Source organism: Streptomyces sp. NPDC059452 (assembly GCF_042750035.1).
GTDB lineage: Bacteria > Actinomycetota > Actinomycetes > Streptomycetales > Streptomycetaceae > Streptomyces.
In genome coordinates this window covers 362,799-387,386 of sequence record NZ_JBHYVE010000003.1, presented here as the reverse complement: position 1 = coordinate 387,386, position 24,588 = coordinate 362,799, and the positions used below count along the sequence as shown (strand labels likewise).

21 protein-coding genes are annotated in these 24,588 nt (G+C 73.0%); 18 read left to right on the top strand and 3 right to left on the bottom strand.

Annotation, left to right across the window (positions count from 1 at the left end; genetic code table 11):
- Nucleotides 1-96: 96 nt before the first annotated feature.
- Nucleotides 97-3,609 (bottom strand): BTAD domain-containing putative transcriptional regulator, encoded by a 3,513-nt coding sequence (locus ACFW9Z_RS07080; RefSeq protein WP_384635537.1) that lies wholly within the window; start codon nucleotides 3,607-3,609, stop codon nucleotides 97-99.
- Nucleotides 3,610-3,906: 297 nt separating this feature from the next.
- On the opposite strand from ACFW9Z_RS07080, the gene ACFW9Z_RS07075 reads away from it, so the two are divergent.
- From ACFW9Z_RS07075 to ACFW9Z_RS07060, 4 genes are all read left to right on the top strand, one after another.
- A complete protein-coding gene (locus ACFW9Z_RS07075) occupies nucleotides 3,907-4,545 on the top strand; it encodes an SDR family NAD(P)-dependent oxidoreductase (RefSeq protein WP_384635534.1) in 639 nt (212 codons plus the stop codon).
- A 125-nt stretch (nucleotides 4,546-4,670) separates the two neighbouring features.
- Nucleotides 4,671-5,963 carry an MFS transporter gene (locus ACFW9Z_RS07070; protein WP_384635531.1) on the top strand — a complete coding sequence of 431 codons (1,293 nt, stop codon included), beginning with the start codon at nucleotides 4,671-4,673 and terminating at the stop codon, nucleotides 5,961-5,963.
- A 352-nt stretch (nucleotides 5,964-6,315) separates the two neighbouring features.
- Nucleotides 6,316-7,734: a transposase gene (locus ACFW9Z_RS07065; protein WP_384635529.1), complete on the top strand. Its 1,419-nt coding sequence runs from the start codon at nucleotides 6,316-6,318 to the stop codon at nucleotides 7,732-7,734.
- A gap of 80 nt (nucleotides 7,735-7,814) precedes the next feature.
- On the top strand, nucleotides 7,815-8,456 hold the full coding sequence (locus ACFW9Z_RS07060; RefSeq protein WP_384635788.1) for a response regulator transcription factor: 642 nt from the start codon (nucleotides 7,815-7,817) through the stop codon (nucleotides 8,454-8,456).
- Nucleotides 8,457-8,581: 125 nt separating this feature from the next.
- Here ACFW9Z_RS07060 and ACFW9Z_RS07055 read toward each other — a convergent pair whose 3' ends face one another.
- Entirely contained in the window at nucleotides 8,582-9,340 is a 759-nt protein-coding gene (locus ACFW9Z_RS07055; RefSeq protein ID WP_384635526.1) for an arylmalonate decarboxylase, read from the bottom strand.
- Nucleotides 9,341-9,578: 238 nt separating this feature from the next.
- Here ACFW9Z_RS07055 and ACFW9Z_RS07050 point away from each other — a divergent pair, with 238 nt between their 5' ends.
- The 12 genes from ACFW9Z_RS07050 (at nucleotide 9,579) to ACFW9Z_RS06995 (ending at nucleotide 22,701) form a co-directional block, all read left to right on the top strand.
- Nucleotides 9,579-10,733 (top strand): isopropylmalate synthase, encoded by a 1,155-nt coding sequence (locus ACFW9Z_RS07050; protein ID WP_384635524.1) that lies wholly within the window; start codon nucleotides 9,579-9,581, stop codon nucleotides 10,731-10,733.
- A gap of 72 nt (nucleotides 10,734-10,805) precedes the next feature.
- Nucleotides 10,806-10,994 (top strand): lysine biosynthesis protein LysW, encoded by a 189-nt coding sequence (locus tag ACFW9Z_RS07045; RefSeq protein WP_384635521.1) that lies wholly within the window; start codon nucleotides 10,806-10,808, stop codon nucleotides 10,992-10,994.
- Between the two features lies 1 nt (nucleotide 10,995).
- Nucleotides 10,996-11,967 (top strand): RimK family alpha-L-glutamate ligase, encoded by a 972-nt coding sequence (locus ACFW9Z_RS07040; protein WP_384635518.1) that lies wholly within the window; start codon nucleotides 10,996-10,998, stop codon nucleotides 11,965-11,967.
- Nucleotides 11,964-13,019 carry an N-acetyl-gamma-glutamyl-phosphate reductase gene (gene argC, locus ACFW9Z_RS07035; protein WP_384635515.1) on the top strand — a complete coding sequence of 352 codons (1,056 nt, stop codon included), beginning with the start codon at nucleotides 11,964-11,966 and terminating at the stop codon, nucleotides 13,017-13,019. The genes ACFW9Z_RS07040 and argC overlap by 4 nt, the downstream gene beginning before the upstream one ends.
- Nucleotides 13,016-13,840: an acetylglutamate kinase gene (locus ACFW9Z_RS07030; RefSeq protein ID WP_384635512.1), complete on the top strand. Its 825-nt coding sequence runs from the start codon at nucleotides 13,016-13,018 to the stop codon at nucleotides 13,838-13,840. Before argC ends, ACFW9Z_RS07030 begins: the two co-directional genes overlap by 4 nt.
- Nucleotides 13,837-14,400, top strand: a complete 564-nt coding sequence (locus ACFW9Z_RS07025; RefSeq protein ID WP_384635509.1) for a type 1 glutamine amidotransferase — start codon at nucleotides 13,837-13,839, stop codon at nucleotides 14,398-14,400. The genes ACFW9Z_RS07030 and ACFW9Z_RS07025 overlap by 4 nt, the downstream gene beginning before the upstream one ends.
- A 52-nt stretch (nucleotides 14,401-14,452) precedes the next feature.
- Complete coding sequence (locus ACFW9Z_RS07020; protein WP_384635507.1) at nucleotides 14,453-15,610, top strand: Glu/Leu/Phe/Val dehydrogenase dimerization domain-containing protein; 1,158 nt, start codon at nucleotides 14,453-14,455, stop codon at nucleotides 15,608-15,610.
- Complete coding sequence (locus ACFW9Z_RS07015) at nucleotides 15,610-17,418, top strand: AMP-binding protein (protein ID WP_384635504.1); 1,809 nt, start codon at nucleotides 15,610-15,612, stop codon at nucleotides 17,416-17,418. The genes ACFW9Z_RS07020 and ACFW9Z_RS07015 overlap by 1 nt, the downstream gene beginning before the upstream one ends.
- A 121-nt stretch (nucleotides 17,419-17,539) precedes the next feature.
- Entirely contained in the window at nucleotides 17,540-18,850 is a 1,311-nt protein-coding gene (locus ACFW9Z_RS07010) for a pyridoxal phosphate-dependent aminotransferase (protein ID WP_384635501.1), read from the top strand.
- A gap of 61 nt (nucleotides 18,851-18,911) precedes the next feature.
- Entirely contained in the window at nucleotides 18,912-19,877 is a 966-nt protein-coding gene (locus ACFW9Z_RS07005; protein WP_384635498.1) for a fumarylacetoacetate (FAA) hydrolase, read from the top strand.
- A 143-nt stretch (nucleotides 19,878-20,020) separates the two neighbouring features.
- A complete protein-coding gene (locus ACFW9Z_RS07000; RefSeq protein WP_384635496.1) occupies nucleotides 20,021-21,472 on the top strand; it encodes an NtaA/DmoA family FMN-dependent monooxygenase in 1,452 nt (483 codons plus the stop codon).
- Nucleotides 21,469-22,701 (top strand): LLM class flavin-dependent oxidoreductase, encoded by a 1,233-nt coding sequence (locus ACFW9Z_RS06995; protein WP_384635493.1) that lies wholly within the window; start codon nucleotides 21,469-21,471, stop codon nucleotides 22,699-22,701. Before ACFW9Z_RS07000 ends, ACFW9Z_RS06995 begins: the two co-directional genes overlap by 4 nt.
- 77 nt (nucleotides 22,702-22,778) lie before the next feature.
- Here ACFW9Z_RS06995 and ACFW9Z_RS06990 read toward each other — a convergent pair whose 3' ends face one another.
- Complete coding sequence (locus ACFW9Z_RS06990) at nucleotides 22,779-23,312, bottom strand: hypothetical protein (protein ID WP_384635491.1); 534 nt, start codon at nucleotides 23,310-23,312, stop codon at nucleotides 22,779-22,781.
- A gap of 102 nt (nucleotides 23,313-23,414) precedes the next feature.
- Between ACFW9Z_RS06990 and ACFW9Z_RS06985 the strand changes: the two genes are divergently transcribed.
- Both ACFW9Z_RS06985 and ACFW9Z_RS06980 read left to right on the top strand, forming a co-directional pair.
- The gene (locus tag ACFW9Z_RS06985; protein ID WP_384635488.1) at nucleotides 23,415-23,768 is read left to right on the top strand and encodes a PadR family transcriptional regulator; all 354 of its coding nucleotides are present in this window, start codon (nucleotides 23,415-23,417) and stop codon (nucleotides 23,766-23,768) included.
- Nucleotides 23,765-24,499, top strand: coding sequence for a permease prefix domain 1-containing protein (locus ACFW9Z_RS06980; protein ID WP_384635485.1), 735 nt, complete (start codon nucleotides 23,765-23,767; stop codon nucleotides 24,497-24,499). Before ACFW9Z_RS06985 ends, ACFW9Z_RS06980 begins: the two co-directional genes overlap by 4 nt.
- Nucleotides 24,500-24,588 lie beyond the last annotated feature (89 nt).

The following is a 24,588-nucleotide window of genomic DNA, read 5'->3' as shown; positions in this document are numbered from 1 at the left end:
GGGACCCGTACTTCCGGGCGGTCAGGGCAATGCTTCGGGGACCGCGCGGGTCTGTATCAGCTACGTATCGGCGGGCGGCCGGGGCGGCCTCACCGGCTACGTATCCGCAGGTCGCCCGGAGGCGGCGCTGACCGGTGTGCGTGCCGTACGGGCGTGGCGCACCGCTTCCTCCGGCGTGAGCCGGGCTCCCCTCTCGTACGCCTCCGAGAACGCGTCCGCCCCCAGCGCGGCCCGCGCCGAGGCCGTGATGCGGTCGACGTCGGCCCGTTCGGCGGGCGGCAGCGGGGCTCCGGCCCGGCGGCGGGCGGCGGCCGCCGCGCCCAGGAGGACGGCCGCGCGGGTGGCGGCGGGCCCCTGGCCGGGCAGGGCGGCCGCACCCGCGAGGCCCTCCAGGGAGAGGGCCAGGGCGCGGGGCTCGGCGAGGGCGAGGGCGATCTCCAGGCCCTCCAGGTGGTGGGCGGCGGCCCCGCGCGCGTCACCGCGCAGCTCGGCGACGAAGCCGAGCTCGGCCAGGAGCAGGTGGTCGCCCGCCCGGGAGGAAACATCGGCGTAGCCGTCGCGGATGTGCAGCAGGTACGCCTCGGCCCCCTTCAGGTCGCCCGAACGGCGGGCGCCGAGGGCGAGGCCCATCTCGGAGTGGATCTCGCCGTACTTGTAGCCCTGTTCGGCGGCGATCCGGCGCGCCCGCTCGTGCAGATCGCGGGCGCGGTCCCAGTCGCGGGCGAGCAGCGCGAGCCGTCCGAGCCCGGAGAGGCGGGCGGACACCTCCGCCTCAAGCCCCAACTCCCGGGCCATGAGCAGCCCTTCCTTCTGGCGGCGCTCCGCGTCCTCGTACGCACCCTTGATCTCGGCGAGCGCGGCGAGCGGGGACACGGTCTGCAACTCGCCCCAGCGGTCGCCCAGTTCCCGGAAGAGCAGGGCGCTGCGCAGCCCGTCCCGGCCGAGTCCGGCGAGGTCGCCGCAGATCAGGGCGAGCGTGGCACGCAGGCCGAGCGCGGCGGCGGTGCCCCACTGGTCCTCCGCTGCGGTGAAGAGGGTGAGGGCGCGGGTGTTCAGCTCGCCGCCCTCGGTCGCGTCACCCGCGCTGAACAGCCCGTACGCACAGAGCCACAGCGCCCGCGCCCGGCGTACGGGGTCGGGTACGGCCTCGGCGGTGGCGGTGAGGCCGCGGCACCCGTCGGTGGAGGCGGCTGCGGCGTGATCGCCGGTGAGCAGGGCGAAGGCGGCGTGGAGCAGGGCGAGTTCGGAGATACCTACGGACTCGGCGGGCTCGGCGGGCTCGGCGGGCCCGCCGAGCGCGGACGTCGGCGTGGAGACGGCGGCGGGCCCGGCAGCACTCCCAGGCCCGGCAGGGGTGACAGGCCCGGCGGGGGTGACAGGCCCGGCAGAGGCGACAGGGACGGCGGGTTCCAGGGGCGGCGGCCCTCCCATCGCCGCCAGCACCGACCCCAGGCTGCGGCGGGCCTCCGTGAGGCGGCCGCGCAGCAGCCACCACCAGGCCAGGGCGGTGGCCAGCCGGACCGCCTCCTCCGGCTCGCCCGCGCCCGCGCGGCGTACCGCCTCGTCGAGCGCCTTACGCAGGTTGCCCGCCTCCGCGTCCAGCCGGGCCAGCCAGGGCCGCTGCCCGGCGCCGCGCAACTGCGGCTCGGCCTGTTCGGCCAGGGCCCGGTAGTGGAGGAGATGGCGGTCCCGTACGGCGGTGAGGTCCTCCATCTCGTGGAGCCGCTCGGTCGCGTACGCGGCGACGGACTCCAGGAGCCGGTAGCGGGGGCCGGTGGGCCCGTCCACCACGACCACCAGGGAACGGTCGACGAGCCGGGTGACCAGGTCCAGCACCTCGTCCCGGGCGACTCCGTCCCCCGCGCAGACCGCTTCGGCGGCGGCCAGGTCGCAGCCGTCGCTGTGGGCGGCGAGGCGGCGCAGGACGATGCGTTCGGGCGCGCTGAGCAGCTCCCAGCTCCAGTCGATCACCGCCCGCAACGTCTGCTGACGGGCCGGGGCGCCGCGCTGCCCGAAGGTCAGCACCCGGAAGCGGTCGTTGAGCCGGGCCGCCAACTCCCGTACCCCCAGGGCTCGTACGCGAGTGGCGGCGAGCTCCAGCGCCAGCGGGATGCCATCCAGGCGGCGGCAGATCTCGGCGACGGCCCGGCGTTCGGGCTCCTCCGGCGCCTGCGGGTCACGCGGGAAGCCGGGGGTCGCGGCGGCGGCCCGTTCCATGAACATCCGTACCGCGTCGGCGGGTTGCAACGGCTCCACCAGGAACATCGCCTCGCCCGCCAGGCCCAGCGGCTCCTGCCCGGTGGCCAGGACCCGCAGGCCGGGGGCGGTGCGCAGGAGCAGTTCGGTGAGTTCGGCGGCGGCGTCGACGACATGCTCGCAGTTGTCCAGGACGAGCAGGGTCCGGCGGTCGCGCAGGGCGGCGGCGAGGCGGTGCGGCAGGGAGGGCGTGGCGGGGCCGACGCCCGGCAGGGAGCGGGGGGCGTCGTCCCGGATGCCGAGGGTGGCGGCGACGACCTGGGCCAGGTCGGCGGGGGTGCCCGCGCGGACGCCGGAGAACTCCACGAGCCATGTCCCGTCGGCCAGTTCACCGGCCCGTACGCCGTCCCGCTCGGCGGCGGCCGCCGCCACGGCCAGCCGGGTCTTGCCGACGCCCCCGGGACCGGTGAGGGTCACCAGCCGTGCTTCCGCGAGGAGTTGGGAGAGCTCGGCGAGCGCCTGCCGACGGCCGACGAGGGGGGTCAGGGGGACGGGGAGGTTCGAGTGGGCGGCGGGGGCGGGTGTCTGCTCGTGTACAGGCCCCTGGGGCACTGCCGTCGCCCCGGACCCGCCGCCCGCCGAAGCCCCGTATGCGTACGTGTACGCCCCCGCCCCCAGCCCCGCCTCCTGCCGCAGCACCGCCCCGTGCAGGGCGGCCAGTTCGGGGCTCGGGTCCACCCCCAGCTCGCCGACGAGCCGGGCGCGCAGGTCGTCGTAGGACGCGAGCGCCTCGCTCTGGCGGCCCGCCGCGTACAGGGCCCTCATCTGGACCGCGCGCAGGCGCTCCCGCAGCGGGTGGAGCGCCACGAGGGCGGCCAGCTCCCCGGCGAGGAGTGCGTGGTCACCCGCCTCAAGCCGCGCCTCCGCCTGCTCCTCCAGCACGGTGAGCCGCTGCTCCGCGAGGCGCTGGGCCGCCCCCCGTACGAACGGGCCGTCCGCGAAGTCCGCGTACGCCGGTCCCCGCCACAGCTCCAGGGCCTCGGTCAGCAGCGCGGCCCGGGCGCGCGGGTCCTGGACGGGGCGGGCCCCGGTCACCAGCTCACGGAACCGTACGGCGTCCACCTCGTCGCCGCCCCCGGTGTCGAGCCGCAGCCGGTAGCCGGGGGGCCGGCGCACCACCCGGTCCCGGCCGATGACCCGGCGGAGCTGGGAGATCTTGGCCTGGAGGGCGCCCGAGGGGTTGCCCGGGGGCGCATCGCCCCACAGGTCGTGGATGAGCCGGTCGGCGGAGACCGGTTCCCCGTCGTTCGCGAGCAGGTCCGCCAGCAGGGCCCGGACCTTGGCCTCGGGGACCCTGACCTCGCGCCCCTCGCCGTCCCACACCGCCAGTGGCCCGAGTACGCCAAACCGCATAGGCGCCACCGTACAGGCCCGGTCACCGGCCCCCGGGGCTCTTCGCGGCTCCGGCCGGACGGTCAGCCGGTCCGGTCGGACGGTCGGGCGGTCCGGTCGGGCGGTCAGCCGGTCCGAAGGTTTCCCGAAGGTTCCCCGAAGCGCCCGCGCGCACAGTCGTCCCACGGACGGCCCCACGGCCCCACGGCTGCACGAAACCACGGCTGCACGGCCTCGTGGCCCCACGGCCTCGTGACACCACGACCCACCGGCCCACCGGCCCCGGCGAGGAACGGCACCCCTGGAAGGAGCGGCACCATGACCAAGTACGCGCGCAGAACCGCCCTCGTCGCCGGGGAGGCCACCGGCATCGGCCTGGCCATCGCCAAGCGACTCGTGGAGGGCGGGGCCTCGGTCCTGCTGACCGCCCGCACCGAGGGGGAACGCGCCCACGCGGTCGCCGAACTCGGCTCCGCCGCCCGCGTCGTGACGCCGTCGGCCGTCAAGGCCGCGCTGACCGGAAACGCCACGTCCGCAGGAGACGCCACGTCCGCAGGAAGCGCCACGTCCGCAGGAGGGGCCACCCGCGCCGGAGAAGACCCCCTCACGGGAAACGCCTCCACCGGCGTCGAGCTCCTCTTCTCCGACACCGTCGCCACCGCACGGCCCCTCCTCCCCCACCTCAGGGACGGCGGCGCGATCGTGCTCACCGCCGCCACCCCCTGCCCCGACGCCGTGACCGCGCTCGCCGTCGAACTCGCCGCCCGGGGCATCCGCGTCAACGCCGTGGCCCCGGGCTGTATCGAGGCGCCGGGCTCCGGCGCCGTACCCCTGCCTCCGCTGGGCCGTCTCGGCGCCGCCGAAGAGGTGGCCCGGGCCGCGCTCTTCCTGGCCACGGAGGCGACGTTCACCACGGGGGCCCGGCTCCCCGTGGACGGCGGACTCGGCCCCCCGTGAACCAGCCACGCCGGACCACCGCCACCGCCCGGCCGCCACCTTTCCCGCCCGCCACCTCATCCGCACCCCGCACCCCACTCATCCGCACCCCGCACCCCACCTCCCGGAAACCTGGAGCACACCCCATGAGCACCGCACCCGACACGGCGCCCGCCGCCGCTGCGGCACCGGACCCGAAGGGCGGGGGCGAGGAACAGCAGAAGCTGCCGCTGTTCGCCCTGCTCGCCCTCGCCACCGCCGTCTTCATCACCAGCCTCACCGAGACCCTCCCCGCCGGTCTGCTGCCCTCGATGAGCCAGGACCTGGGGGTGAGCCAGTCCGCGACCGGCCAGACCGTCACGGTCTACGCGATCGGCACCGCCCTGACCGCGATCCCGCTCACCGCCGCCACCGCGGGCTGGCGGCGCAAGAAGCTGCTGCTCACGGCCATGGGCGGGTTCGCCCTCGCCAACACCGTGACGGCCGTGTCGTCGGTCTACGAGCTGACGATGGTGGCCCGGTTCGTCGCCGGGGTCGCGGCCGGTCTCGCCTGGGCCCTGCTCGCCGGGTACGCCCGCCGCATGGCCCCCGTACACCTCCAGGGCAAGGCGATGGCCATCGCCATGGCCGGTATCCCCGTAGCGCTCTCCCTCGGCGTGCCCGCCGGAACGTTCCTCGGCGACTGGCTCGGCTGGCGCGTGGCGTTCCTGTCGATGACGGTGCTCACCGTCGTACTGCTGGTGTGGATCTTCGTGGCCGTACCGGACTTCCCCGGCCAGGGACGCGGCGAGCGGCCCAAGATGCTGCGCACCCTGCGCATCCCCGGGGTGAGCCCGGTCCTCTTCGTCACGCTCGTCTTCGTGCTGGCCCACACCATCCTGTACGCGTACATCGCCACGTACCTCAAGGACCTCGGGCTGGGCGGCTCCACCGGCCTGATCCTCCTGGTCTTCGGCGCCGCCTCGATGGCGAGCATCTGGATCGTCGGCGCCCAGATCAACCGCCGACTGCGCGGTCTCACCGTCGGCGGCGCCCTGCTGGTCGCCGTCGCCTCGCTGATCCTGGCCCTCCTCTCCGACACCACCGCCCTCGTCTACGTGGCCGCCGTCCTGTGGGGGCTGGGCTGGGGCGGGGTGCCCACGCTGCTCCAGACCGCCGTCGGTGACGCGGGCGGCCCCTCCGCCGACTCGGCGCAGGCGATGCTCGTCACGCTCTGGAACGTCGCGATGGCGGGCGGCGGCATCGTCGGCGGCATCCTGCTCGACACCCTGGGCAGCGAGTCCTTCCCCTGGGCGGTCGTGCTGCTCCTGCTGCCGGTGATCGCGGTGGTCCTGTACGCGCGCCATGCGGGCTTCCCCGCCCAGCGGCCGGTGGCCCCGGCCGAGGAGGAGAAGGCCCCGGCTCCGGCCCCGGCCGCGGGCGCGGACGCGACGGTCTGACGCACAAGGCCACGACGACCGGCCGCCGGAGGGCTTCCAGCCCCTGCCCTCCGGCGGTCACCGGCGCCCGCATCCAGCCATGTTCATGATTTGTTGACACTTCGCGGAGCAGGCCCGTCGCACCGCTCCAGCACTGGTAGAACCGGGTCCTTCCCCGCCCGTACGCCACCCAACAGCACCCCGCCGAGGGACGTTTTCGCAGGTCAGCCCGCGAACTTGCAAAATAGACGGCCGACCCGGGAAATCCCCGTCCAGGACGGTAGTTTCACCTCGTACTTTTGTGCCATGTATCCACTCGGGTGCGAGCGGTGACGGGTATCGGGTGACGAGTATCGAGGGGGCGTAGCGTTACATGTCGTCAAGTGAGGTACGCGCGGCCGTGCCGGACGATGCGGCGCGCATGCAGACGTTCATGGACGAGACGTTCCGGGCCTTCCAGCGCCCGGAGCAACGCCGTTGGGCCCAGGCGTATCTGTGGGCCCTGATCCATGTATCCGGCAAGAAGACACCGCGCCGCATGGCGCTGGCCAAGCCCTTACCCTCGGCCGCGGCACACGGTCTGCACCAGTTCATCAACGCGAGCCCCTGGGACTGGAATCCGGTACGCCGACGGCTCGCGCGCCTGGTCACCGCGAGCACGACACCGCACGCCTGGACCGTCGCCGAACTCATCATCCCCAAGCGCGGCGAGCACTCGGTGGGCGTACACCGGCGCGTCGATGCCCTGACCGGACGCACCGTCAACTGTCAGCGGGCACTGGGGCTTTTCCTCTCCTCGGGCACCCACTCCTACCCGGTGGACTGGCGCCTCGTCCTCGGCGGGACGTGGGACTCGGACCGGGAGCGCAGGCGCCGGGCCCGTATCCCCGGCACCGAGGGCGGGCGCACGGCCACCGACCTGGTCCTGGAGTACGCCGCCGAAGCGGCCACGCGCCACCAACTCCCGGGCCTGCCCTGGGTGCTGGACCTGACCCGGTGCGAGGACGCCACGGGGGTCCTCGCGGGCCTCGCCCGGCAGAACGCCGATGTGGTGTGCGAGGTGGCCGCCGACCTGCCGGTGCTCGCCGGGCAGCACACGCCCGTGGCGACCACCGTGGGCGCGATCATGGAGCTGCGGCACGCCCGGCAGACCCATGTCCTGCTCCGACAGTCCGCCGACGGCCGCGTCCGGGCCGTACCGGTCCACACCTACGCGGGCACGGTGGAGCTGCCCCGGTCGGGCCCGGCCAACGGAACCGCGACCGGAACGGGGCTCGGAACCGGAACCGGAATCGGCAACGGAAGCGGTACCAGCACGAGCACCGGCACCGGCCACGCGGGCTCCCGCCCGTACCGCATCCTGGAACGGCCCGACGTGGCCGAGATCCGGCAGCCGTGCCGGTACTGGATCACCACGCTCACCGACCACCGTGTGGAGGAGATCCTCCGCCTCGCGCGCAGCCACTCCGCGGCCCTCTCGGCCGTGACCACGCTCCGCCACCGGTTCGGCGTCCTCGACTTCGAGGGCCGCTCCTTCCCCGGCTGGCACCACCACATGACCATGGCCTCGGCCGCCTACGTCTACCAGCGCCTGTCCAGCGCCGCCTGCGGAACCGCCACACCACCGGACCGACCCGCCCCACCGGACCGGTCGGCCCCACCGAACCGGCCGAACCGTCCTGACCCGCCTGACCGTCCTGACCCGCCGGACCCGCCGCCCCGAGCACCAGCAGCCACAACAGCCGCACCGGTCACACCGGCCGAGGCGGCGCTCACCGGAGCTCCGAACTGACGTGAAGCCGAGGGGAAGAGGTAGTGGGGCACGTGAGACAGGTACTCGTGGTGGAGCAGAACACCACCGCCGCCGACGCCATGGTGAGCGACCTCAGGCGGCAGGGGTTCACCGCCCGCAGCGTCTCCACCGGGGAGCGGGCTCTGCGGGTGCACGGCGATGCGGATCTGGTGCTGTTCTCCCTGGAACTGCCCGATATCGACGGACTGGAATTGTGCCGGTCCCTGCGCAGCGCCGGTGATACGGCCCTGATAGCCGTCACCGCCGCCGACAACCAACTGGAGCGGGTCCTCGTCCTGAACGCGGGCGCGGACGACTGTGTGGTGAAAACCTGGGGATTCCGGGAAGTCGGGGCCCGTATCGAGGCGGTACTGCGCCGCACCCGGCCCCGGCAGAGCCTTCCGGCCGCCATTTCCCTGCGCCATCTCCATATCGATCCACGCCTGCGGGAAGTGCGGTTGCACGATCGTCTCGTGGGTGTCACATCGAAGGAATTCGAGTTGCTCTATGCCCTGGCCGCCACCCCCGAAAAGGTCGTGACGCGCAAGGAGCTGATGGCCCGGGTCTGGGGGAGCAACTGGGGGCACACCAGCCGCACCATCGACACGCATGTGAGCAGCCTCCGGGCGAAACTCGGCTCCAGCGGCTGGATCATCACCGTGCGGGGCGTCGGCTACCGGATGGGGTACGCCTGGCAGATCCCGGAGACCTCCGCGGGCTGAGACACCGATGACGCCCGTCGGCTGAGACGCCGATGACGACTCCGGTGACAACTGCGATCACGACGGTGAGGGCCCCGGGGTGCGCACCCCGGGGCCCTCGCCGTATCACCTCACCGCTCACGCCCTCACACCGTCGCCCCCTCCAGCCGCCGCAACAGCGGGTGGTGCGCCGCGCCGCGCTCCCCCACCACCCGCCTCGCCCACCAGGCCGACGCCAGGTTCGAGGTCAGCAGCGTGCGGCGCGGCTCGCGCCGGGCGAGCTCGGTGAGGGCGGCGAGGGTGCCCATGCCCGTACCCGTGAAGAGCAGGGCCGTGTCGGCGGGCAGCTCCCGCTCCCGTAGGCGCCGCAGGATCGCCCCGGTCGTCACCGCGTACGGGTCGTAGTGCGCGTCCCCGCCGGGCCCCGCCGCCTCCTCCGCCGGGACGAACACGACCCCGTCCACCGTGAGCCCGGCCCGCTCCCAGAAGGCGCGCGAGGTCGCGGTGAGCCAGGGCTCGTAGGGCGAGACGAGCGTCAGGCGGGTCACCCCGAGCGCCTCGCAGGCCGCGAGGATCGCCTGGGTGGAGGAGTGCACGGGCGAGCCCGCCCGCTCCGAGAGCTCCTCGCAGAAGGCCCGGTCACCGGCCGGCTCCAGCAGGTAGTGCGACGCGCTGCACGCCACCACCGTCGCGTCCAGGCGCAGCGCGCCGAAGCTGCCGAGCAGGGCGGGCAGCACCGCGTTGTACGTCTCCAGCATGGCCCGCAGTCCGGCCCCCGGAGTCACCGGGAAACGGGAGGTGTACACATTCATTCCGGCGCCGAGCAAATGGTTGAACTCGGGTTCCGCCGTGGGGTTTTCCGGCGGTACGACGACCCCTAGCCGGGGCAGCGAGAAGAGATCCATGGACAGCACCGTAGGACGCGCGTCACATCAACGGGCGCTCTCCGTCCGCTATTTGGCATGCCCGCACATCACCCTTGCACTCCCTTTCCTTCCTGACATTCCTTGACACTCCGCAACACAGCTCTGACACGGCAGACATTGCCCTTCCCGGCCGGGCACCGAAGGATATGGATCAGCGAATACAGCCCCCCCCTTTCCCCCTTTCCCTCCCTTTCCCCGACCAAGAGGAGCAGCAGAAATGGCAGCAGAAGGGCCCGAGAAACTGGAGAGGCCGCCCCGTATATCCGACGCGACGCTGCGGGACTCCGCGCACATGGCGGGCGTCGAATTCGGCCCGGCGGACGCCGCCGCCATCGCGGACCTGCTGGTGCGTACGGGCGTCGAGCTCGTCGAGGTGGGCATGGTCTCCGGCCCGGACTCCAAGGACGCCGACCTCGTCCTCGCCACCCATGAGGCCGTCGGCCCCGAGCGCAGCATGACGCTCCTCGTCGTACGCGACCGCCGCCAGGTCGCCCGCGCCCTGGACGAGGCCGAGCGGCTGGGCGTACGGCACATCATGTACTCCATCCCCACCTCCGAGCAGCACGCACAGCTGAAGCTGGACTCGGCGAGCCCCAAGTTCCTTCAGGCGCTGGCCCGTTCGGCGATCACCCAGGCGAAGGAGCGCGGCTTCCACGTCACGTTCAGCGGCGAGGACGGCGCCCGTACGCCCAGGGAACGGCTCGTCCCCTATGTGGAGGCGGGGTTCGCGGCGGGGGCCGACCGGTTCCGGCTGGCCGAGACCGTCGCGTACCTCTCGCCCTGGCAGATGGAGGAGGTCATCGCGGACATCACCGCGATCGACGGCTCCGAGATCGAGATCCACTCGCACAACATGCTGGGCATGGCCGTCGCCAACTCGCTGGCCGCCGTGCGCGCGGGCGCCCAGTGGATCTCCGCGACCGTCGGCGGCATCGGTGAGCGCGGCGGCAACGCCCCGCTGGCCGAGCTGCTGACCTCGCTGCGCGTCATCCACGGCGACACCCGCTTCGACCTGACCCACCTCACCGAGCTCTCCCGGATCGCCCTGCGCGGCGCCGGACTCGGGGACGCCTTCCAGTCCGGGCCGACCACACCGCACGCGTTCGCGTACGAGCTGCCGGGCCAGCTGAACCATCCGCACGCGTACGAGACACTGCCCGCCGAACTCGTCGGCAACCGGCGTGAGTTGCGCGTCCGCAGCCGCCTCACCACCGCCCTGGTCCGCTGGGCCCTGGACGATTCGGGTCTTGAGGTCGACGTCGACGCCTTCACCCCGTGGCTGGCCGAGCGGCAGGAGCGGGACGGCCGCCCACTGCTGGACCGGGACACGATCCGCAAGGCCGCGGTCGACTTCCGCCCGGTACCGGCGTAGCCCGCCCGACCCACCCGACCCACCCGACCTGCCCGAACGTGCCTTGACCCCGCCTTCCCAACGGAGTTGACCATGTCCACCGCCACCACCCTGACCGGCGTATGCCCCGAGTGCGAGACCGACCTGACCGTCCCCCCGGTCACCCAGGGCGAGACCCTCTCCTGCCCCGAGTGCATCCTGACCCTCCGCGTCGAGGCCGTCGAGGACGGCCGGCTGACGCTGGAGATGGTCGAGGTGCAGCTCCGCGACTGGGGCCAGTGACATGGGCGCTCCCCACCCCGGTGCGCCCGTCGCATCCGTGGCGCCCGTCGCGTCCGTCGCGTCCGTGGCGTCCGTCGCGCCCGGCACCTCCGTCGCATCCGGCGCGCCCGTCGCATCCGGCGCGCCCGTCGCGTCCGTCGCCCTGATCGCGGACCGGATCGCCTGGGAGGAACGCCTGCTCATCAAGGCGGCCCCGGCCTTCGGCCTCCGGATCGACTGGGTCAACGACGAGTCCCTCTCCCTCGGCCACCCGGACGCCCCGGCCATCAAGGGGTACGACACCCTCCTCATCCGCAGCCGCAGCTACACGCGCGGCGGGCTGATCGCCACCCTCGCCGAGGCGGCCGGTGTCCCCACGCTGAACACCGCACGGGCCATCCACGCCTGCGAGAACAAGGCCGCCCTGCGCGCCCTTCTCCAGACGGCGGGCGTCCCCGTCCCCGACCACCGGCTCGTCCTCTCCCGCAAGGACTTCGACAAGGCCCTGGCCGACCTTCCCCTGCCCCTGGTGCTGAAGCCCGTCTTCGGCGGGATGGGCAAGCGGGTCACCCTCATCCGGCACGCCGACACCGCCCACTCGGTCTACGACTACATCGAGGACCTGGCCCACGCCTTCGAGCAGGCCGGCGTGGTGGAGCCGTACCTCGGCGGCAGCTCGGTGCGCTGCCTGGTCGTCGGGCGGGAGCTGATCGGGGCGGCGGAGTTCGAGAGCGGCGGCAGCGACTGGCGCAACAACGCGGCCCTCGGCAACAAGAACCGCGCGATCGCCCACGACCCCGACGTCGTCAAGATCGTCGACGGTGTGGTGGACGTGCTCGGCCCCGGGATCTACGGGGTCGACCTCTTCGCCACCCCCGACGGCTATGTCGTCAACGAGGTCAACCACGCCCCCGGCTTCCGGGCCGTGGCCTCCGCCACCGGAGCGGACATCCCCTCGGCCATCGGCCGCTATGTCCAGGAGCTACTCGCATGATCCGTGCAGGAGTCGTCGGCGCCTCCGGGCTCGCCGGCGGCGAACTCATCCGCCTCATCACCCAGCACCCCGAACTCGAACTCACCTTCCTGGGCGGCTCCTCCAACATCGGCCGCCGCCCCTCCGAGCTGCACCCCGGTCTCCGTAACGACCAGGGTCTGACCATCCAGCCGGTCACCGAGGACATCGCGGACAAGGCCGACGTCCTCTTCCTGGCCACCCCGGCACCCGTCTCGGCCGAGCTGGCCTCGCTGCTCGCCGACCGCGTCCCGGCGATCGTCGACCTCAGCGGCGCGTTCCGCATCCGTACGCCGGAGCTGCACGACCGCTGGTACCCGAAGGTCAAGCGGCGCACCGACCTGGCGGACCGCTTCGTCTACGGCGTACCGGAGCTGATCGGCGACCAGTTGAAGGACGCCGCGCTCATCTCGCTGCCCGGCTGCTACGCCACCGCGATCACCCTGGGGCTGGCCCCGCTCACCCTCGGCCTCGGGCTCGACCTGAAGACGGTGGTGGTGGACGGCAAGAGCGGCTCCAGCGGCGGCGGCATCCAGTTGCGCACCTCCGACCTGCACCCGTTCCGGGCCGGGGCCATCGCCCCGTACTCCCCGACCGGCCACCGGCACGCCGCCGAGGTTGGGGACTTCCTGGAGCGGAGCAAGCCCGGCACCATCGGGAACCTGTCCATGTCGGCGTACGGCGTCCCCAACGTACGGGGCCTGCTGACCAGTTCGTACGTGTTCACCGACGAGAAGGTGGACCAGCGCGAGCTGAACCGGGCCTATCTGCGCTTCTACAAGGGGCGCCCGTTCGTCCGGGTGCGGCGGCACAACGAAACGTTGATCCCGGTGCCGGACCCGCAGGTGGTCCTCGGCTCCAACTACGCCGATGTGACGGTGTTGTTGGACGAGGAGGGCGGGCGGATCGTCGTGCTCGCCGCGCTCGACAACCTGGTCAAGGGGGCGGCGGGGCAGGCCGTGCAGGTGACGAACCTGCGGTTCGGCCTGCCGGAGGAGACGGGGCTGACGCAACAGCCGGTGATGCCGGCATGAGCGCATCCCCTTCCCTCCCTACGGTGGTGAAGCTCGGCGGCAGCTGCCTGGACGACCTCGACGGCACCTGGTGGGACGACCTGGCCCGGCACGGCCAGGAGCGTCCGCTGATCCTCGTGCACGGCTGGTCGAAGCCGCTGAAGCAGCTCGACGCCCGCTACAGCGAACCGTCGGCGATCCTGCGCGACCGGTACGGCAACCAGAGCCGGTGGACCACCCCCGAGGTCATCGACGACATCAAGACCGTCAGCGCCGTGCTGGCCGAGGACGTCCTCGGGCGGCTGGAGAGCCGCGGCATCACCGCCGAGCGGCTGCTCGGCAGCGACGGCCTGGTCAGCGCGGGCGAGGGCGAGCGCTGGTGGTGGCGGGAGAAGCGGCTCGTGGAGCTGGAGAACCTGGTCGGCCCGATCACCGGCGTCGACCCGGCCCCGCTGAAGAACCTCCAGCCGGGCCACGCCTACCTGGTCACCCCGCTCGCCCGGAACGCGGCGGGCCGCGAGGTCAACACCGACGCCGACCGGGCCGCCGCCGCGATCGCCGGGGCCACCGGTGCGTCCGATCTGGTCCTGGTCACCGATGTCGGCCATCTGCTGATCGACGGGGAGCCGGTGAGCCGGATCAGCGCCCGGGAAGCGGCCGTCTTCCGCGACAAGGGCGCGCGGGGCGGCATGCGCAAGAAGCTGCGGGCCGCGGGCGAGGCGCTGGAGCGCGGTGTCGAGCGGGTCGTCATCGGCAGCGCCGCCGTCACGGAACTGCTGAACGGCTCGACCGGCACGCTCATCACCGACGAGCGCGCCACCACGACAGGAGCGAGCACATGAGCCGGTCCCGCGTCCTGGTCGTCAACAACGGAACGCTCTCCCTCAAACAACTCCGCTCCCGCTTCGAGGAGTTGGGTTCGGATACGGAGACGGTGGACGCCGCCTCCGTACCCGCCCGGGTCGACGGCCGCTACCAGGCCGTCGTGCTGAGCGGCACCAAGGTGCGCGCGTACGACAGCGCGTTCTACAAGCCCCTGATCGACCTCGTCACCACCACGGACGTGCCCGTCTTCGGCATCTGCGGCGGGATGCAGATCCTCGCCGTGGCGGCGGGCGGACAACTCGCCGAGGGGCCGCAGCGGGTCGGCGGCTATGAGGTGCAGGTGGACACGGAAGAGCCGCTCTTCACCTACGTGAAGCCGACGGTCACCGTCTTCCACCGGCACACCCTCTACCTCCAGGAGGCCCCGCCGGGCTACCGCTCCATCGGCCGCTCCGAGCACGCGCCCGTGGAGTTCCTGCGCTCGGACGACGGCCGCATCCACGGGGCCCAGGCCCACCTGGAGTTCCGCAAGGACGGGCTGGAGATCCTGCGGGGCTTCGCGCAGCTCTACCAATGACCGGCCCCCGGACCCGCCCCCTCACACCTTCGGACAGAACAAGGACTTGACCATGAGCACAGCAGCAAACGCAGCAGCAAGCACAGCACTGGAAGAACCGCAGGACCCCGCCCTCACCGTCCACCTCAACGGCAGCGGCGGCGCCATCAAGGGCTGGGTGGTCGTCGACACGCTCGTCGACGGCCTGGCGATGGGCGGCACCCGGATGACCACCGGGGTAACCGAGGAGGAAGTCGCGGGCCTGGCCCGGGACATGACCGAGAAGTTCACCCTGGCGGGGCTCCGCATCGGCGGCGCCAAGGCCGGGATCGTGGCGGACGGTACGAACTCCGAGGGCGTGGCCCGCGAGGAGACCTTCCGCACCTTCGGCCGCACGGTGAAGCCGCTCCTGCACGGCGGCATCCACCTCGGCATCGACATGGGCGTCACCCCCGCCGACCGGGCCGTCTTCTTCGAGGAGGCCAAGTACGACCCCCGCTACCGGCTCGGCGCCCCCGACATGCCGATCGACTGGCGTACGTACTACGAGCCCCTGATCGACGCCACCGGCCACGGCGTGGGCGTCGCCGCCATCACCGCCCTGGAGGCGAGCGCCCGCACCGAGCCCGCCCGGGTCGTGGTGCAGGGCTTCGGCGCGGTCGGCCGGGCGGTGGCGCGGTTCCTGGAGGAGCGCGGGCACATCGTCGTGGGCATCGCGGACGTCCGGGGCACGATCAGCGCGGACCGGCTGCCGGTGGCCGAACTCGTCGCCATCACGGACCAGTTCGGAGCCATCGACCGCACCCGGCTGCCGCAGGACGTCACGCTCTCCGCCGAACCGGACGCCTGGCTCGACGTGGACGCGGACATCCTGATCCTGGCCGCACAGAAGTACGCGATCAACGCCGAGAACGCCCACCGGCTGCGGGCCGGTCTGGTGGTGGAGGGCGCCAACCTCGCCTCCAGCGCGGCGGCCAAGGAGAAGGTGGCCGCCTCGGGGGCCGCCCTGGTCCCGGGCGTGATCGCCAACATCGGCGGCGCCGCCTCTGCCGCCCTGGCCGTCACCCGGGTCGTCCCGTTCGACCTGGAAGCGGAGGCCCGCAAGGCCTGGGTCTTCGACTGGGTCGGCGACCGGGTCCGGCGGAACACCCGGGACCTGCTGGAGATCGCGGCGGCCCGCGCGGGCAACCCGCTGCCCGAGCTGCTCGCGGCCCGCCGGAAGGAGCGCTGATGAGTACGGCGGCGAGGGAGCGGCCCGCCTCGGAGGCGGCCGCATCGGCACCGGAGGCCGGGGAGCGGCCCGCCGATGCCGTGGCGCCCGCTCCCGGCGACCGCGCCGTCGAGTACCGCCGCCGGGGCTGGTGGCGGCCGGAGACCTTCCTCGACGACCTCCACCGTCAGGCGCGGGAGCGTCCGCACCGGCTGGCCATCGCGGGCCGACGCGTGGCGGAGTCCCGTACGGACACCCTCACCTACGCCGAACTGGACCGGCTGACCGACCGGTTCGCCCTGGCTCTACTCGAACTGGGCGTCCAGCGGGGCGACTTCGTCGCCGTACAGCTTCCCAACCGGTGGGAGATGGTGCCGCTGATCTTCGCCTCCATCCGGGTGGGGGCGGTCATCATCCCGATCTCGCCCATCTGCACAGAGGTGGAGCTGCGCCACCGCCTCTCCCTCACGGAGGCGCGGGTGTGCATCACGCTCCCGGAGTGGTCGGGCACCCCGCTGGCGGAGATCGCCACGGCTCTCAGAAGCGAACTCCCTTCTCTGGAACATGTGCTGGTGGTCGACGGACCGCTACTGCCCGCAGGCGCGCTCCCCTTCCACGAGTACTTCGTGGCGGAGGCACGGGAGGAGCGGGAAGACGCCGCAGCCCGGCTGGCGGGTCTGGCGCTCGGCGCGGACGACCCGTTCGTGGTGCTGTTCACCTCCGGTACGACGGGGCTGTCCAAAGGGGTCCTGCACAGCCAGAACACGGTCCACTCGGCCGTACGCGGATACGTGAACGCGTTCGGAGCGGGCGAGGGCGGGGGCGGGGCCGAGGGCAGCGGCGAGGGCGGGGACGAGAGAGGGGGCGGCGGCTGGGTGGCGGCGGTTTCCACTCCCCTCGTCCACTACTCGGGTTTCGCACAAGGGGTGTTGGCAGGCGTGATGCTCGGCGGGACCGTCGCCTTCCAGGACGTACGTCGCAACGAGGCGCTGCTCGACCTGGTGGAGCGGTACGGCGCGACCCTCCTGTACGGGCCGCCCGCCACCCTCGCCGATGTGGCCGCCTCCCAGCGGGCCGAGCGGCGGGACACCAGCACGCTGCGGCACGTGGTGATCGGCTCGGCGCCGGTCCTGAAGGAGCTGGCCGACGAGGTGCGCGAGACGCTCGGCGCCCGCGCCCACTCGCTCTGGGGCATGTCGGAGAACGGCCCCGTGACCACCACCCGGCCCGAGGACCCGGACGGCTGGGCGGCGCGGAGCAACGGCCGCGCGATCGACGCCATGGAGACCCGGATCGAGACGTCGGAGGCGTACGGGAGCGGGAGCGCGGGGGCCACGGATGCGGTCGGCCGGCTGAAAGTGCGCGGCGCGTCCCTCGCGCTCGGGTACCACAAGCGCCCCGAGGCGTTCGCGGCCGAGCTGGACGCGGACGGCTGGTTCGACACGGGCGACCTCGCCCGGGGCGACGGCCGGGACGGTATCCGCATCATCGGCCGGGCCCGGGACGCGATCCTGCGGGGCGGGCAGGTGGCGCCGACGGCCGAGCTGGAGGCGGTGATCGGCAGCCACCCCCGGGCGGTCGAGGCCGCGCTGGTGGGCCTGGAACCTTCCGGCGGGACCGGCAGCGTGATCGTCGCCGTCGTGGTCCCGCGCGACGGCCGGGGCCCCACGCTCGACGAGGTCCGCGCCCGGGTCACGGAGGCGGGCCACGACGCCCGCTTCCTGCCCGACCGGGTGGAGCACGTCCCCGCGCTCCCGAAAACGCTGACCGGCAAGGTCCGCAAGGCGGAACTGCGCGAGCGGTACGCCACGACGCCCCCGACCCCCTGACCCCGTACACCTCACACCTCACACCTCACACCTCACACCTCACACCTCAGACGTCAGACGTCAGACGTCAGACGTCAGACGTCAGACGTCACACCTCACACCGAGCACCGGAGCTGCCGCCATGCCCGAACCCACACCGCCCTCCGCGCCGGTCTCCATGTCGGCGACCCTCGCCGCCGACGAGGTCCTGGCCCGTCGGCGCCGGGCCGGGGAGCGGGTCCTGTCCATGGCGAGCGGAGAGATCGGCCTGCCCGTCCTCCCCGAACTCAGGGACCGGCTCGCGGCGGCGGCCGACGAGAACGCCTACGGCTCCGTCGCCGGAAGTCCCCTTCTCCGTAACGCCGTTGCCGGGTACTGGGAGCGGCGCGGACTGGCCGTGGACCCGGAACTGGTCGTGGCGGGCCCGGGGAGCAAGTCGCTTCTCTTCGCCCTGCTCCTGGCCATCGGCGGGGACGTGATCGTGCCGGTCCCGAGCTGGGTGAGCTACGCGGCCCAGGCCCGGCTGGTCGGCGCGCGGCCCATCCCCGTACCGATCCTGCCGGGACAGGGCGGGGTGCCCGACCCGGACCGGCTGCGCGAGGCGGTCGCCGACGCGCGGGCCGCCGGGCAGCACCCCCGGGCCGTGATCGTCACCGTGCCGGACAACCCGACGGGCACGGTCGCATCGGCCGCCACCGTACGGGAGTTGGCGGCGGCTGCCCGCGAGCTGGACCTCGTCATCGTCTCCGACGAGATCTACGGCGACCTGGTGTACGACACCTCCGCCCCGGCCGTCTCGCCCGCCCTGCACGCCCCGGAGCGGACCGTCGTCACCACCGGCCTGACCAAGAACCTGGCGCTCGGCGGCTGGCGTACGGGGGTGGCCCGGCTGCCCGACGGCGAGCTGGGGCGCGCCCTGCACACCCGGCTCACCGCGGTGGCCAGTCAGATCTGGTCGAGCCCGCCCGCGCCGGTACAGACAGCGGCCGCGTACGCGTTCGGGGAGCCGCCGGAGGTCACCGAGCGCATCGCGGTGAGCCGACGGCTGCACGAGAAGGTGGTGCGCGCGGTCGCCGCCCGCTTCACCGCCGTGGGCGCGGAGCTCGCCCCTGTCGCCGCGACCTGCTACCTCTACCCGGACTTCGAGCCCCTGCGGGAGCACCTGGCCGCCCGGCACGGCGTGCACGACGGCGACGGTCTGGCCGCGCTGCTCTCGGAGCGGTACGGGGTCGGGGTGCTGCCCGCGAGCGCGTTCGGGGAGTCCGGCCGCCCCCTGCGCATCCGGGCGGCGACCAGCCACTTCTACGGCGAGACCGACGAGCGGCGCGCGGCGGCGCTGGAGTCGGCGGATCCGCTCGCCCTGCCGTGGATACGGGAATCGGTCGACCGGGTCGGCGAGGTCCTGGCCGACCTCACGGGGGCGCCCGTTCCCGCTCTCGCCCCGCACGCCTGATGTCACCCCACCCATCTGCGTACTGCCCAGCCCATCGACGTACTGACTGAAGGAGTCACCGATGCCCCACTCCCACCTCCCCGTGCTCTTCGAGGCCCTGTACAAGGGCGAACGCCATGTCGGCTTCGGCCGCCCCGAGGACGGCGCGCCCCAGAGCCTGTACCGGGTGGAGGACGGCCAGGTCGCCGACGCCTTCATCACCACCGACGGCTCGGAGGAGGCGCTGCGGGCCGCGCTCACCGAAGGCGCGGCGACCGTCACCGTCACGGCCGGGGACCCGGAACTGCGCCTGCTGCCGCCCCTCCTCCCGCAGGCCACGGGCAACGCCCTGCTGAGCGGGTTCATGGGCACGCACAAGAAGAAGTGGGGCGGCGAAACGGCCCCGGAGGACGGGGAGTTCACCCCGCCCAAGTGGTTCTTCAAGGGGTTCGGCGACTGGGCGAAGCTGCCCGGTGAGGACCTGGTCGTCCCGGCCCGTCCGGTCGCCCTCATCGAGGAGCCGGAGGTCGCCCTCGTCTACGTCAACGACGCCGAAGGCACCCCGCACTACGCCGGATACACCTTCGGCAACGACCTGTGCGACATCGGCCTGCACCGGCAGGACCCGGGCTACAACCCGTACTGCAAGCTGTGCGACACCGCGCTCACCCCGTGGCTCTTCCTCGGCCCGCCGCCGCGCACGGTGACCGGCCGGGTCACCATCGTCCGGGACGGCGCGACGGCCTGGGAGGGCCCGTTCGACTGCGGTGACGACGCCCTTTACTACCGGGTGCAGGACATGGCGGACCACCTGTTCACGTTCCCGGCGGTACGGCGGCCCGGCCTGGTCAACTACGTGCTGCTGGGCGCCGACGAGGCGAGCTTCCACGACGGGTTCCGGATCGCCGACGGGGACCGGATCGCCATCGACGTGAAGAGCCACGGGGTCGCCTTCGAGAACCGGGTGCGGTACGTCTCCCCGGCCCCGTCCACGACGCCTCCCGCCGCCCCGGCCCCCGCTGCGGCCGCTCCTGTCACCACGGCATGAACTCCTTGTGAAACAGACCGGGTTGACCTGGGCAGACGCCACTCTGCCCAGGCACGCTCGGTAGGTCACACCGCCACCCCTCACTCCCATCCGCCGCACCCGACCCACCACCACTGCCGGACTTCGCAGGAGGAGACCGCACCGTGCCCGCCACCACCAAGAAACAGGTGCATCTCGCAGCGCAGCTGCCCGGCATCCACAATGTGACCGTCTGGTCGGACCCGCGCTCCGAGAGCCAGATAGCCATCGACTCCTTCATCCGGCTCGCGCAGACCGTCGAACGCGGCAAGTTCGACTTCTTCTTCCTCGCCGAGGGGCTGCGGCTGCGCGAGCACAAGGGGCAGGTCTACGACCTGGACATCGCGGGACGCCCGGAGAACCTGACCGTGCTCAGCGCCCTGGCCGCCGTCACCACGCACCTGGGCCTCGCCGCCACGGTCAACGCCACTTTCAACGAGCCGTACGAGGTGGCGCGCCGGTTCGCGACCCTGGACCGGCTCAGCGGCGGGCGGGCCGCCTGGAACGTGGTGACCAGTTACGACGCGTTCACCGGCGAGAACTTCCGCCGGGGCGGCTTCCTCCCGGAGGCCGACCGCTACACCCGGGCCGCCGAATTCCTCACCACGGCGCGGGAGTTGTGGGACAGCTGGGGGGAGGGCGATCTGAAGGCCGAAGCGGCGACGGGCGAGTTCATCGCCGCCGGGGCCGGGCGCTTCTCCCACCGGGGGCAGCACTTCGACATCTCCGGCCGGTTCACCACCCCGCCCGGACCGCAGGGGCACCCGGTGATCATCCAGTCCGGTGAGTCCGACGCGGGCCGGGAGTTCGCCGCGTCCGACGCCGAGGTCATCTTCAGCAAGCACAACCGGATCGATGTGGCCCGCGCGTTCTACCGGGACGTGAAGCGCCGCCTCGCCGCGTACGGCCGCAGCCCCGAGGACCTGCTGATCCTTCCCACGGCCAACGCGGTCGTCGCGGACACCGACGAGGAGGCGGCGGCGTACGCGGAGGAGATCAGCCGCGAGCTGGTCAGCCCGCAGACCGCGATCGCCCATCTGGAGGCGGTCTGGGGCCGCGACCTGTCCGCCTACGACCCGGACGGGCCGCTCCCCGACATCGAGCCGGAGGACGACGCCCACTTCCTGAAGGGGCACTCCGTCTTCCGCAAGGGGCGGGCGGAGACCGCCCGGCAGTGGCGCAAGCTCGCGGAGGAGCGGAACTTCTCCATCCGGGAGCTGGTCATCGAGGTCGGGGGGCGGCAGACGTTCGTCGGCAGCCCGCAGACGGTCGCGGACGCCATCGACGACTACGTGCAGACCGAGGGCGCCGACGGCTTCGTCCTCGTCCCGCACCTCACCCCCGGCGGCCTGGACGACTTCGTGGACCGGGTGGTGCCGATCCTCCAGGAGAAGGGCGTCCACCGCGACGACTACACCGGCACCACGCTCCGGGACCACCTGGGCCTGTCCGCCGCACCCCGCCCGTCCGGCTGGGGCGGCCCCGGACAGCCCCTGCGCACCGGGCACAACCAGACCGAGCGCGACCAGACCGAGCGCGACCAGTCCGTGCGCGACCAGAAGGAGACCTCCGCATGACCAGCACGAAGGGCGCCCCCGACGCGGCCCCGCTGCACCTCGCCGTGGCGCTCGACGGCGCGGGCTGGCACCCGGCCGCTTGGCGCGAGGCGGGCGCCCGGCCCGGCGAGCTGCTGGACGCCGCCTACTGGGCCGACCTGGTCGCCGAGGCCGAGCGGGGCCTGCTCGACTTCGTCACCTTCGAGGACGCGCTCGGCCTCCAGACGGCGGCCTTCCACCTGCCCGACAACCGGACCGACCAGGTCAGGGGCAGCATCGACGCGGTGCTGCTCGCGGCCCACCTCGCCCCGCTCACCACACACATCGGTCTGGTCCCGACCACCAACATCACCCACACCGAACCGTTCCACCTCGCCATCGGCATCGCCACCCTCGACCACGCGAGCAAGGGCCGGGCAGGCTGGCGCCCGCAGATATCGTCCCGCGCCTCCGACGCCGCCCACTTCGGCCGCCGCACCACGCCCCAGCTCACCGAGGAGGAGGTGACCGACTCGGAGCTGATCTCCCAGCCGCTGCGGGCACTCTTCGCGGAGGGCGCCGAGGTGGTGGAGGCGGCACGGCAGCTCTGGGACAGCTGGGAGGACGGAGCGGAGATACGGGACGCGGCGACGGGCCGCTTCCTCGACCGCGACAAGGTCCACCACATCGACTTCCAGGGCAGCAACTTCAGCGTGAAGGGCCCCTCGATCACCCCGCGCACCCCCCAGGGACAGCCGCTGGTGGTGAGCCTCGCGCACGCCACCACACCGTACGAGTTCGCGGCGCTCGGCTCGGACGTCGTGGCCATCACCCCGCACGACCGGGCGGGCACGGCGGCGATCCTCGCCCAGGTCGGCGAGGCGGTGGCGCGCACCGGCCGGGACGTGACGGAACGCCCGCTGCGCACCTTCGCCGACCTCCTCGTCCTCCTGGACGACGAACCGGGCGCGGCGGCCCGGCGCAAGGCCCGCCTGGACGAGGTGGCCGGGGCCGAACTCGCCTCCGACGCCGAGATCTTCACCGGCACCCCCGCCGAACTGGCCGACCTGCTCCTCGACTGGCGCTCCACCGGCCTGGACGGCTTCCGCCTCCGCCCGGGCACCCTGCCGCACGACCTCACGGCGATCACCCGGAGCCTGGTCCCGGAGCTGCAACGGCGCGGAGTCTTCCGTACGGAGTACACGTCGACCACCCTGCGCGGCCACCTGGGCCTCGCCCGCCCAGCCAGCCGCTACGCGAAGGCGGGCTGACCGACCGGGCACGGCCCCTGAGGGGCCTGGCGCTCGGCCGTCAGACCCCTCAGGCCCCTCAGGCCTCTCAGGCCCCCTCAGGCTCCCGTCGTCGATCCGGGCCGGACGATCATCAGCACGACGACCGTGGCCCAGAGCAGGTTGAATATCCCGGTGGTCATGGCGAGCCGGGCCGCCGCCGACCGCCGCTCGGCCACCGTGAGAACGCCCGCGCCTGCCCCCGTACCGCCGGAGCCCTCGCCTTCCTCTTCCTCTTCCTCTTCCTCTTCCTCTTCCTCCAGCAGCTCGCGCTGTCCGGGCAGGACCATCGCCATCAGCAGGGTGGCGGCGATGGTCGTCAGCACGATCGACGCGAGCAGCCAGGCATCGCCCAGCACGCCCATCTGAGCCCCGGTGGCGAGGCCGAGGACGGGGACGGCGATGCCGACCATCGCGTACGCCCGGCAGATCTTGTGCAGGAAGGCCGCCGTACGGAGGTCGTGGTCGTGCGGCCCCTCGCCGTCGGGCGCGGGCGGCTTGGCGTAGCGCGGGAACATCGAGGCCGCGACCGTGACCGGCCCGACCGCGAGGATCGACGCCAGAACGTGCAGTGAGAGCAGCAGCTTGGTCACAGGGACCCCTTCTGAGTTTTCCACCAATGGATTGCCTGCCAATGCATAGGCCGACGACTCAGGAATAGCACGCCCGCGCCCTTTTAGGTAGGCTGCCTACGCATGAGGCAGGATGCGGTACGCGGACATCTGGACGGTCTCCTCCTGGCAGTTCTCGAACCGGCCCCGCTGCACGGATACGCGATCATCACCGCGGTCCAGCAGCGCAGCGGCGGTGCGCTCGAACTGCGGACCGGCACCATCTACCCGGCGCTGAACCGGCTGGAGCGGCTCGGCCTGCTGCGCAGCAGCTGGGAGTCGGAGGGCCAACGCAAGCGCCGGTGCTACGCGCTGACGGAGGCGGGAGCCCGCTTCCTGGCCGACGAGCGCACGGCCTGGCAGGACTTCACCACCGCGATCAGCTCGGTCCTCAACCCGGCCACACCCCAGCCACGCCCCCACGGCCTGGGCACATGACCGACAACGAAGAACCGACCGGCGGCCCCACGCCCAAGGCCCCCGTGCCCGGCAGCCCCGCCCCCGGCGACCTCGTCGAGGAGTACGTCACCGAGCTGGACGCCCTCCTGCGCGGGCCCGCGCGGGCCAAGTCCCGTCTGGTCGAGGAGGCCCGCGACGGGCTCACCGAGACCGTGGCGGCGTACACGCGCACGGGCGAGCCGTACGAGCGGGCGGTCCGCCGGGCGGTGGCGGAGTTCGGCTCGGCGCGGGAGCTGGCCGGGAGCTTCCAGCGCGAACTGACCATCGCCCAGGCCCGGCACACCGCCCGAGCCGTCGCCCTCAGCGCACCCTTCCTGCTCGCGTGCTGGCTCCTGGTGCAGAGCACCGGCGGCCCGCAGGACGCGGCGCTGCCCCGTGCCGCGCACCTGCTCGCGACCCACCTGGCCACGGTGGCGGGCGCGGCGGTCCTCCTCGCCGCGGCGACCCTGGCCGCGACCGGAACCCTGGCCCGATGGCTCCCCGTGCCGCACCGGCTGCCCCTCACAGTCGCCTGGACGGGCACCACCGCGAGCGTGTCCATGGCGGTGGCCACCTTGGCCCTCGCCACCGCATCGCTCCTGGCCAAGGACTGGCCGCTGACCGCTGCGGCCTGCGCCCTGGCAGCGGCCTCCCACGCCGTGATCGCGGGCTCGGCCCGGGTCTGCCGCCAGTGCGCACGGCTGCCGTCGGGAACTCCCGTAACGCTGTAGTCGGCCGACCGCGGCGCGGTTGCCGGTGGGGGCAGAGGGGGGGAGCACCCGTGACCATGCGGCCCAGCACCCAGCACCCGGCACCCAGC

Bases quoted from the DNA above. Each gene is read 5' to 3' on its own strand.
- ACFW9Z_RS07040 (WP_384635518.1), top strand. From the start codon at position 10,996: ATGGGCGCTCCCCACCCCGGTGCGCCCGTCGCATCCGTGGCGCCCGTC.
- ACFW9Z_RS07015 (WP_384635504.1), top strand. From the start codon at position 15,610: ATGAGTACGGCGGCGAGGGAGCGGCCCGCCTCGGAGGCGGCCGCATCG.
- ACFW9Z_RS07070 (WP_384635531.1), top strand. From the start codon at position 4,671: ATGAGCACCGCACCCGACACGGCGCCCGCCGCCGCTGCGGCACCGGAC.
- ACFW9Z_RS06985 (WP_384635488.1), top strand. From the start codon at position 23,415: ATGAGGCAGGATGCGGTACGCGGACATCTGGACGGTCTCCTCCTGGCA.
- ACFW9Z_RS07020 (WP_384635507.1), top strand. From the start codon at position 14,453: ATGAGCACAGCAGCAAACGCAGCAGCAAGCACAGCACTGGAAGAACCG.
- ACFW9Z_RS07065 (WP_384635529.1), top strand. From the start codon at position 6,316: ATGTCGTCAAGTGAGGTACGCGCGGCCGTGCCGGACGATGCGGCGCGC.
- ACFW9Z_RS07060 (WP_384635788.1), top strand. From the start codon at position 7,815: ATGGTGAGCGACCTCAGGCGGCAGGGGTTCACCGCCCGCAGCGTCTCC.
- ACFW9Z_RS07055 (WP_384635526.1), bottom strand. From the start codon at position 9,340: ATGGATCTCTTCTCGCTGCCCCGGCTAGGGGTCGTCGTACCGCCGGAA.
- argC (WP_384635515.1), top strand. From the start codon at position 11,964: ATGATCCGTGCAGGAGTCGTCGGCGCCTCCGGGCTCGCCGGCGGCGAA.
- ACFW9Z_RS07005 (WP_384635498.1), top strand. From the start codon at position 18,912: ATGCCCCACTCCCACCTCCCCGTGCTCTTCGAGGCCCTGTACAAGGGC.
- ACFW9Z_RS06995 (WP_384635493.1), top strand. From the start codon at position 21,469: ATGACCAGCACGAAGGGCGCCCCCGACGCGGCCCCGCTGCACCTCGCC.
- ACFW9Z_RS07030 (WP_384635512.1), top strand. From the start codon at position 13,016: ATGAGCGCATCCCCTTCCCTCCCTACGGTGGTGAAGCTCGGCGGCAGC.
- ACFW9Z_RS07010 (WP_384635501.1), top strand. From the start codon at position 17,540: ATGCCCGAACCCACACCGCCCTCCGCGCCGGTCTCCATGTCGGCGACC.
- ACFW9Z_RS07075 (WP_384635534.1), top strand. From the start codon at position 3,907: ATGACCAAGTACGCGCGCAGAACCGCCCTCGTCGCCGGGGAGGCCACC.
- ACFW9Z_RS07025 (WP_384635509.1), top strand. From the start codon at position 13,837: ATGAGCCGGTCCCGCGTCCTGGTCGTCAACAACGGAACGCTCTCCCTC.
- ACFW9Z_RS07045 (WP_384635521.1), top strand. From the start codon at position 10,806: ATGTCCACCGCCACCACCCTGACCGGCGTATGCCCCGAGTGCGAGACC.
- ACFW9Z_RS07050 (WP_384635524.1), top strand. From the start codon at position 9,579: ATGGCAGCAGAAGGGCCCGAGAAACTGGAGAGGCCGCCCCGTATATCC.
- ACFW9Z_RS07080 (WP_384635537.1), bottom strand. From the start codon at position 3,609: ATGCGGTTTGGCGTACTCGGGCCACTGGCGGTGTGGGACGGCGAGGGG.
- ACFW9Z_RS06980 (WP_384635485.1), top strand. From the start codon at position 23,765: ATGACCGACAACGAAGAACCGACCGGCGGCCCCACGCCCAAGGCCCCC.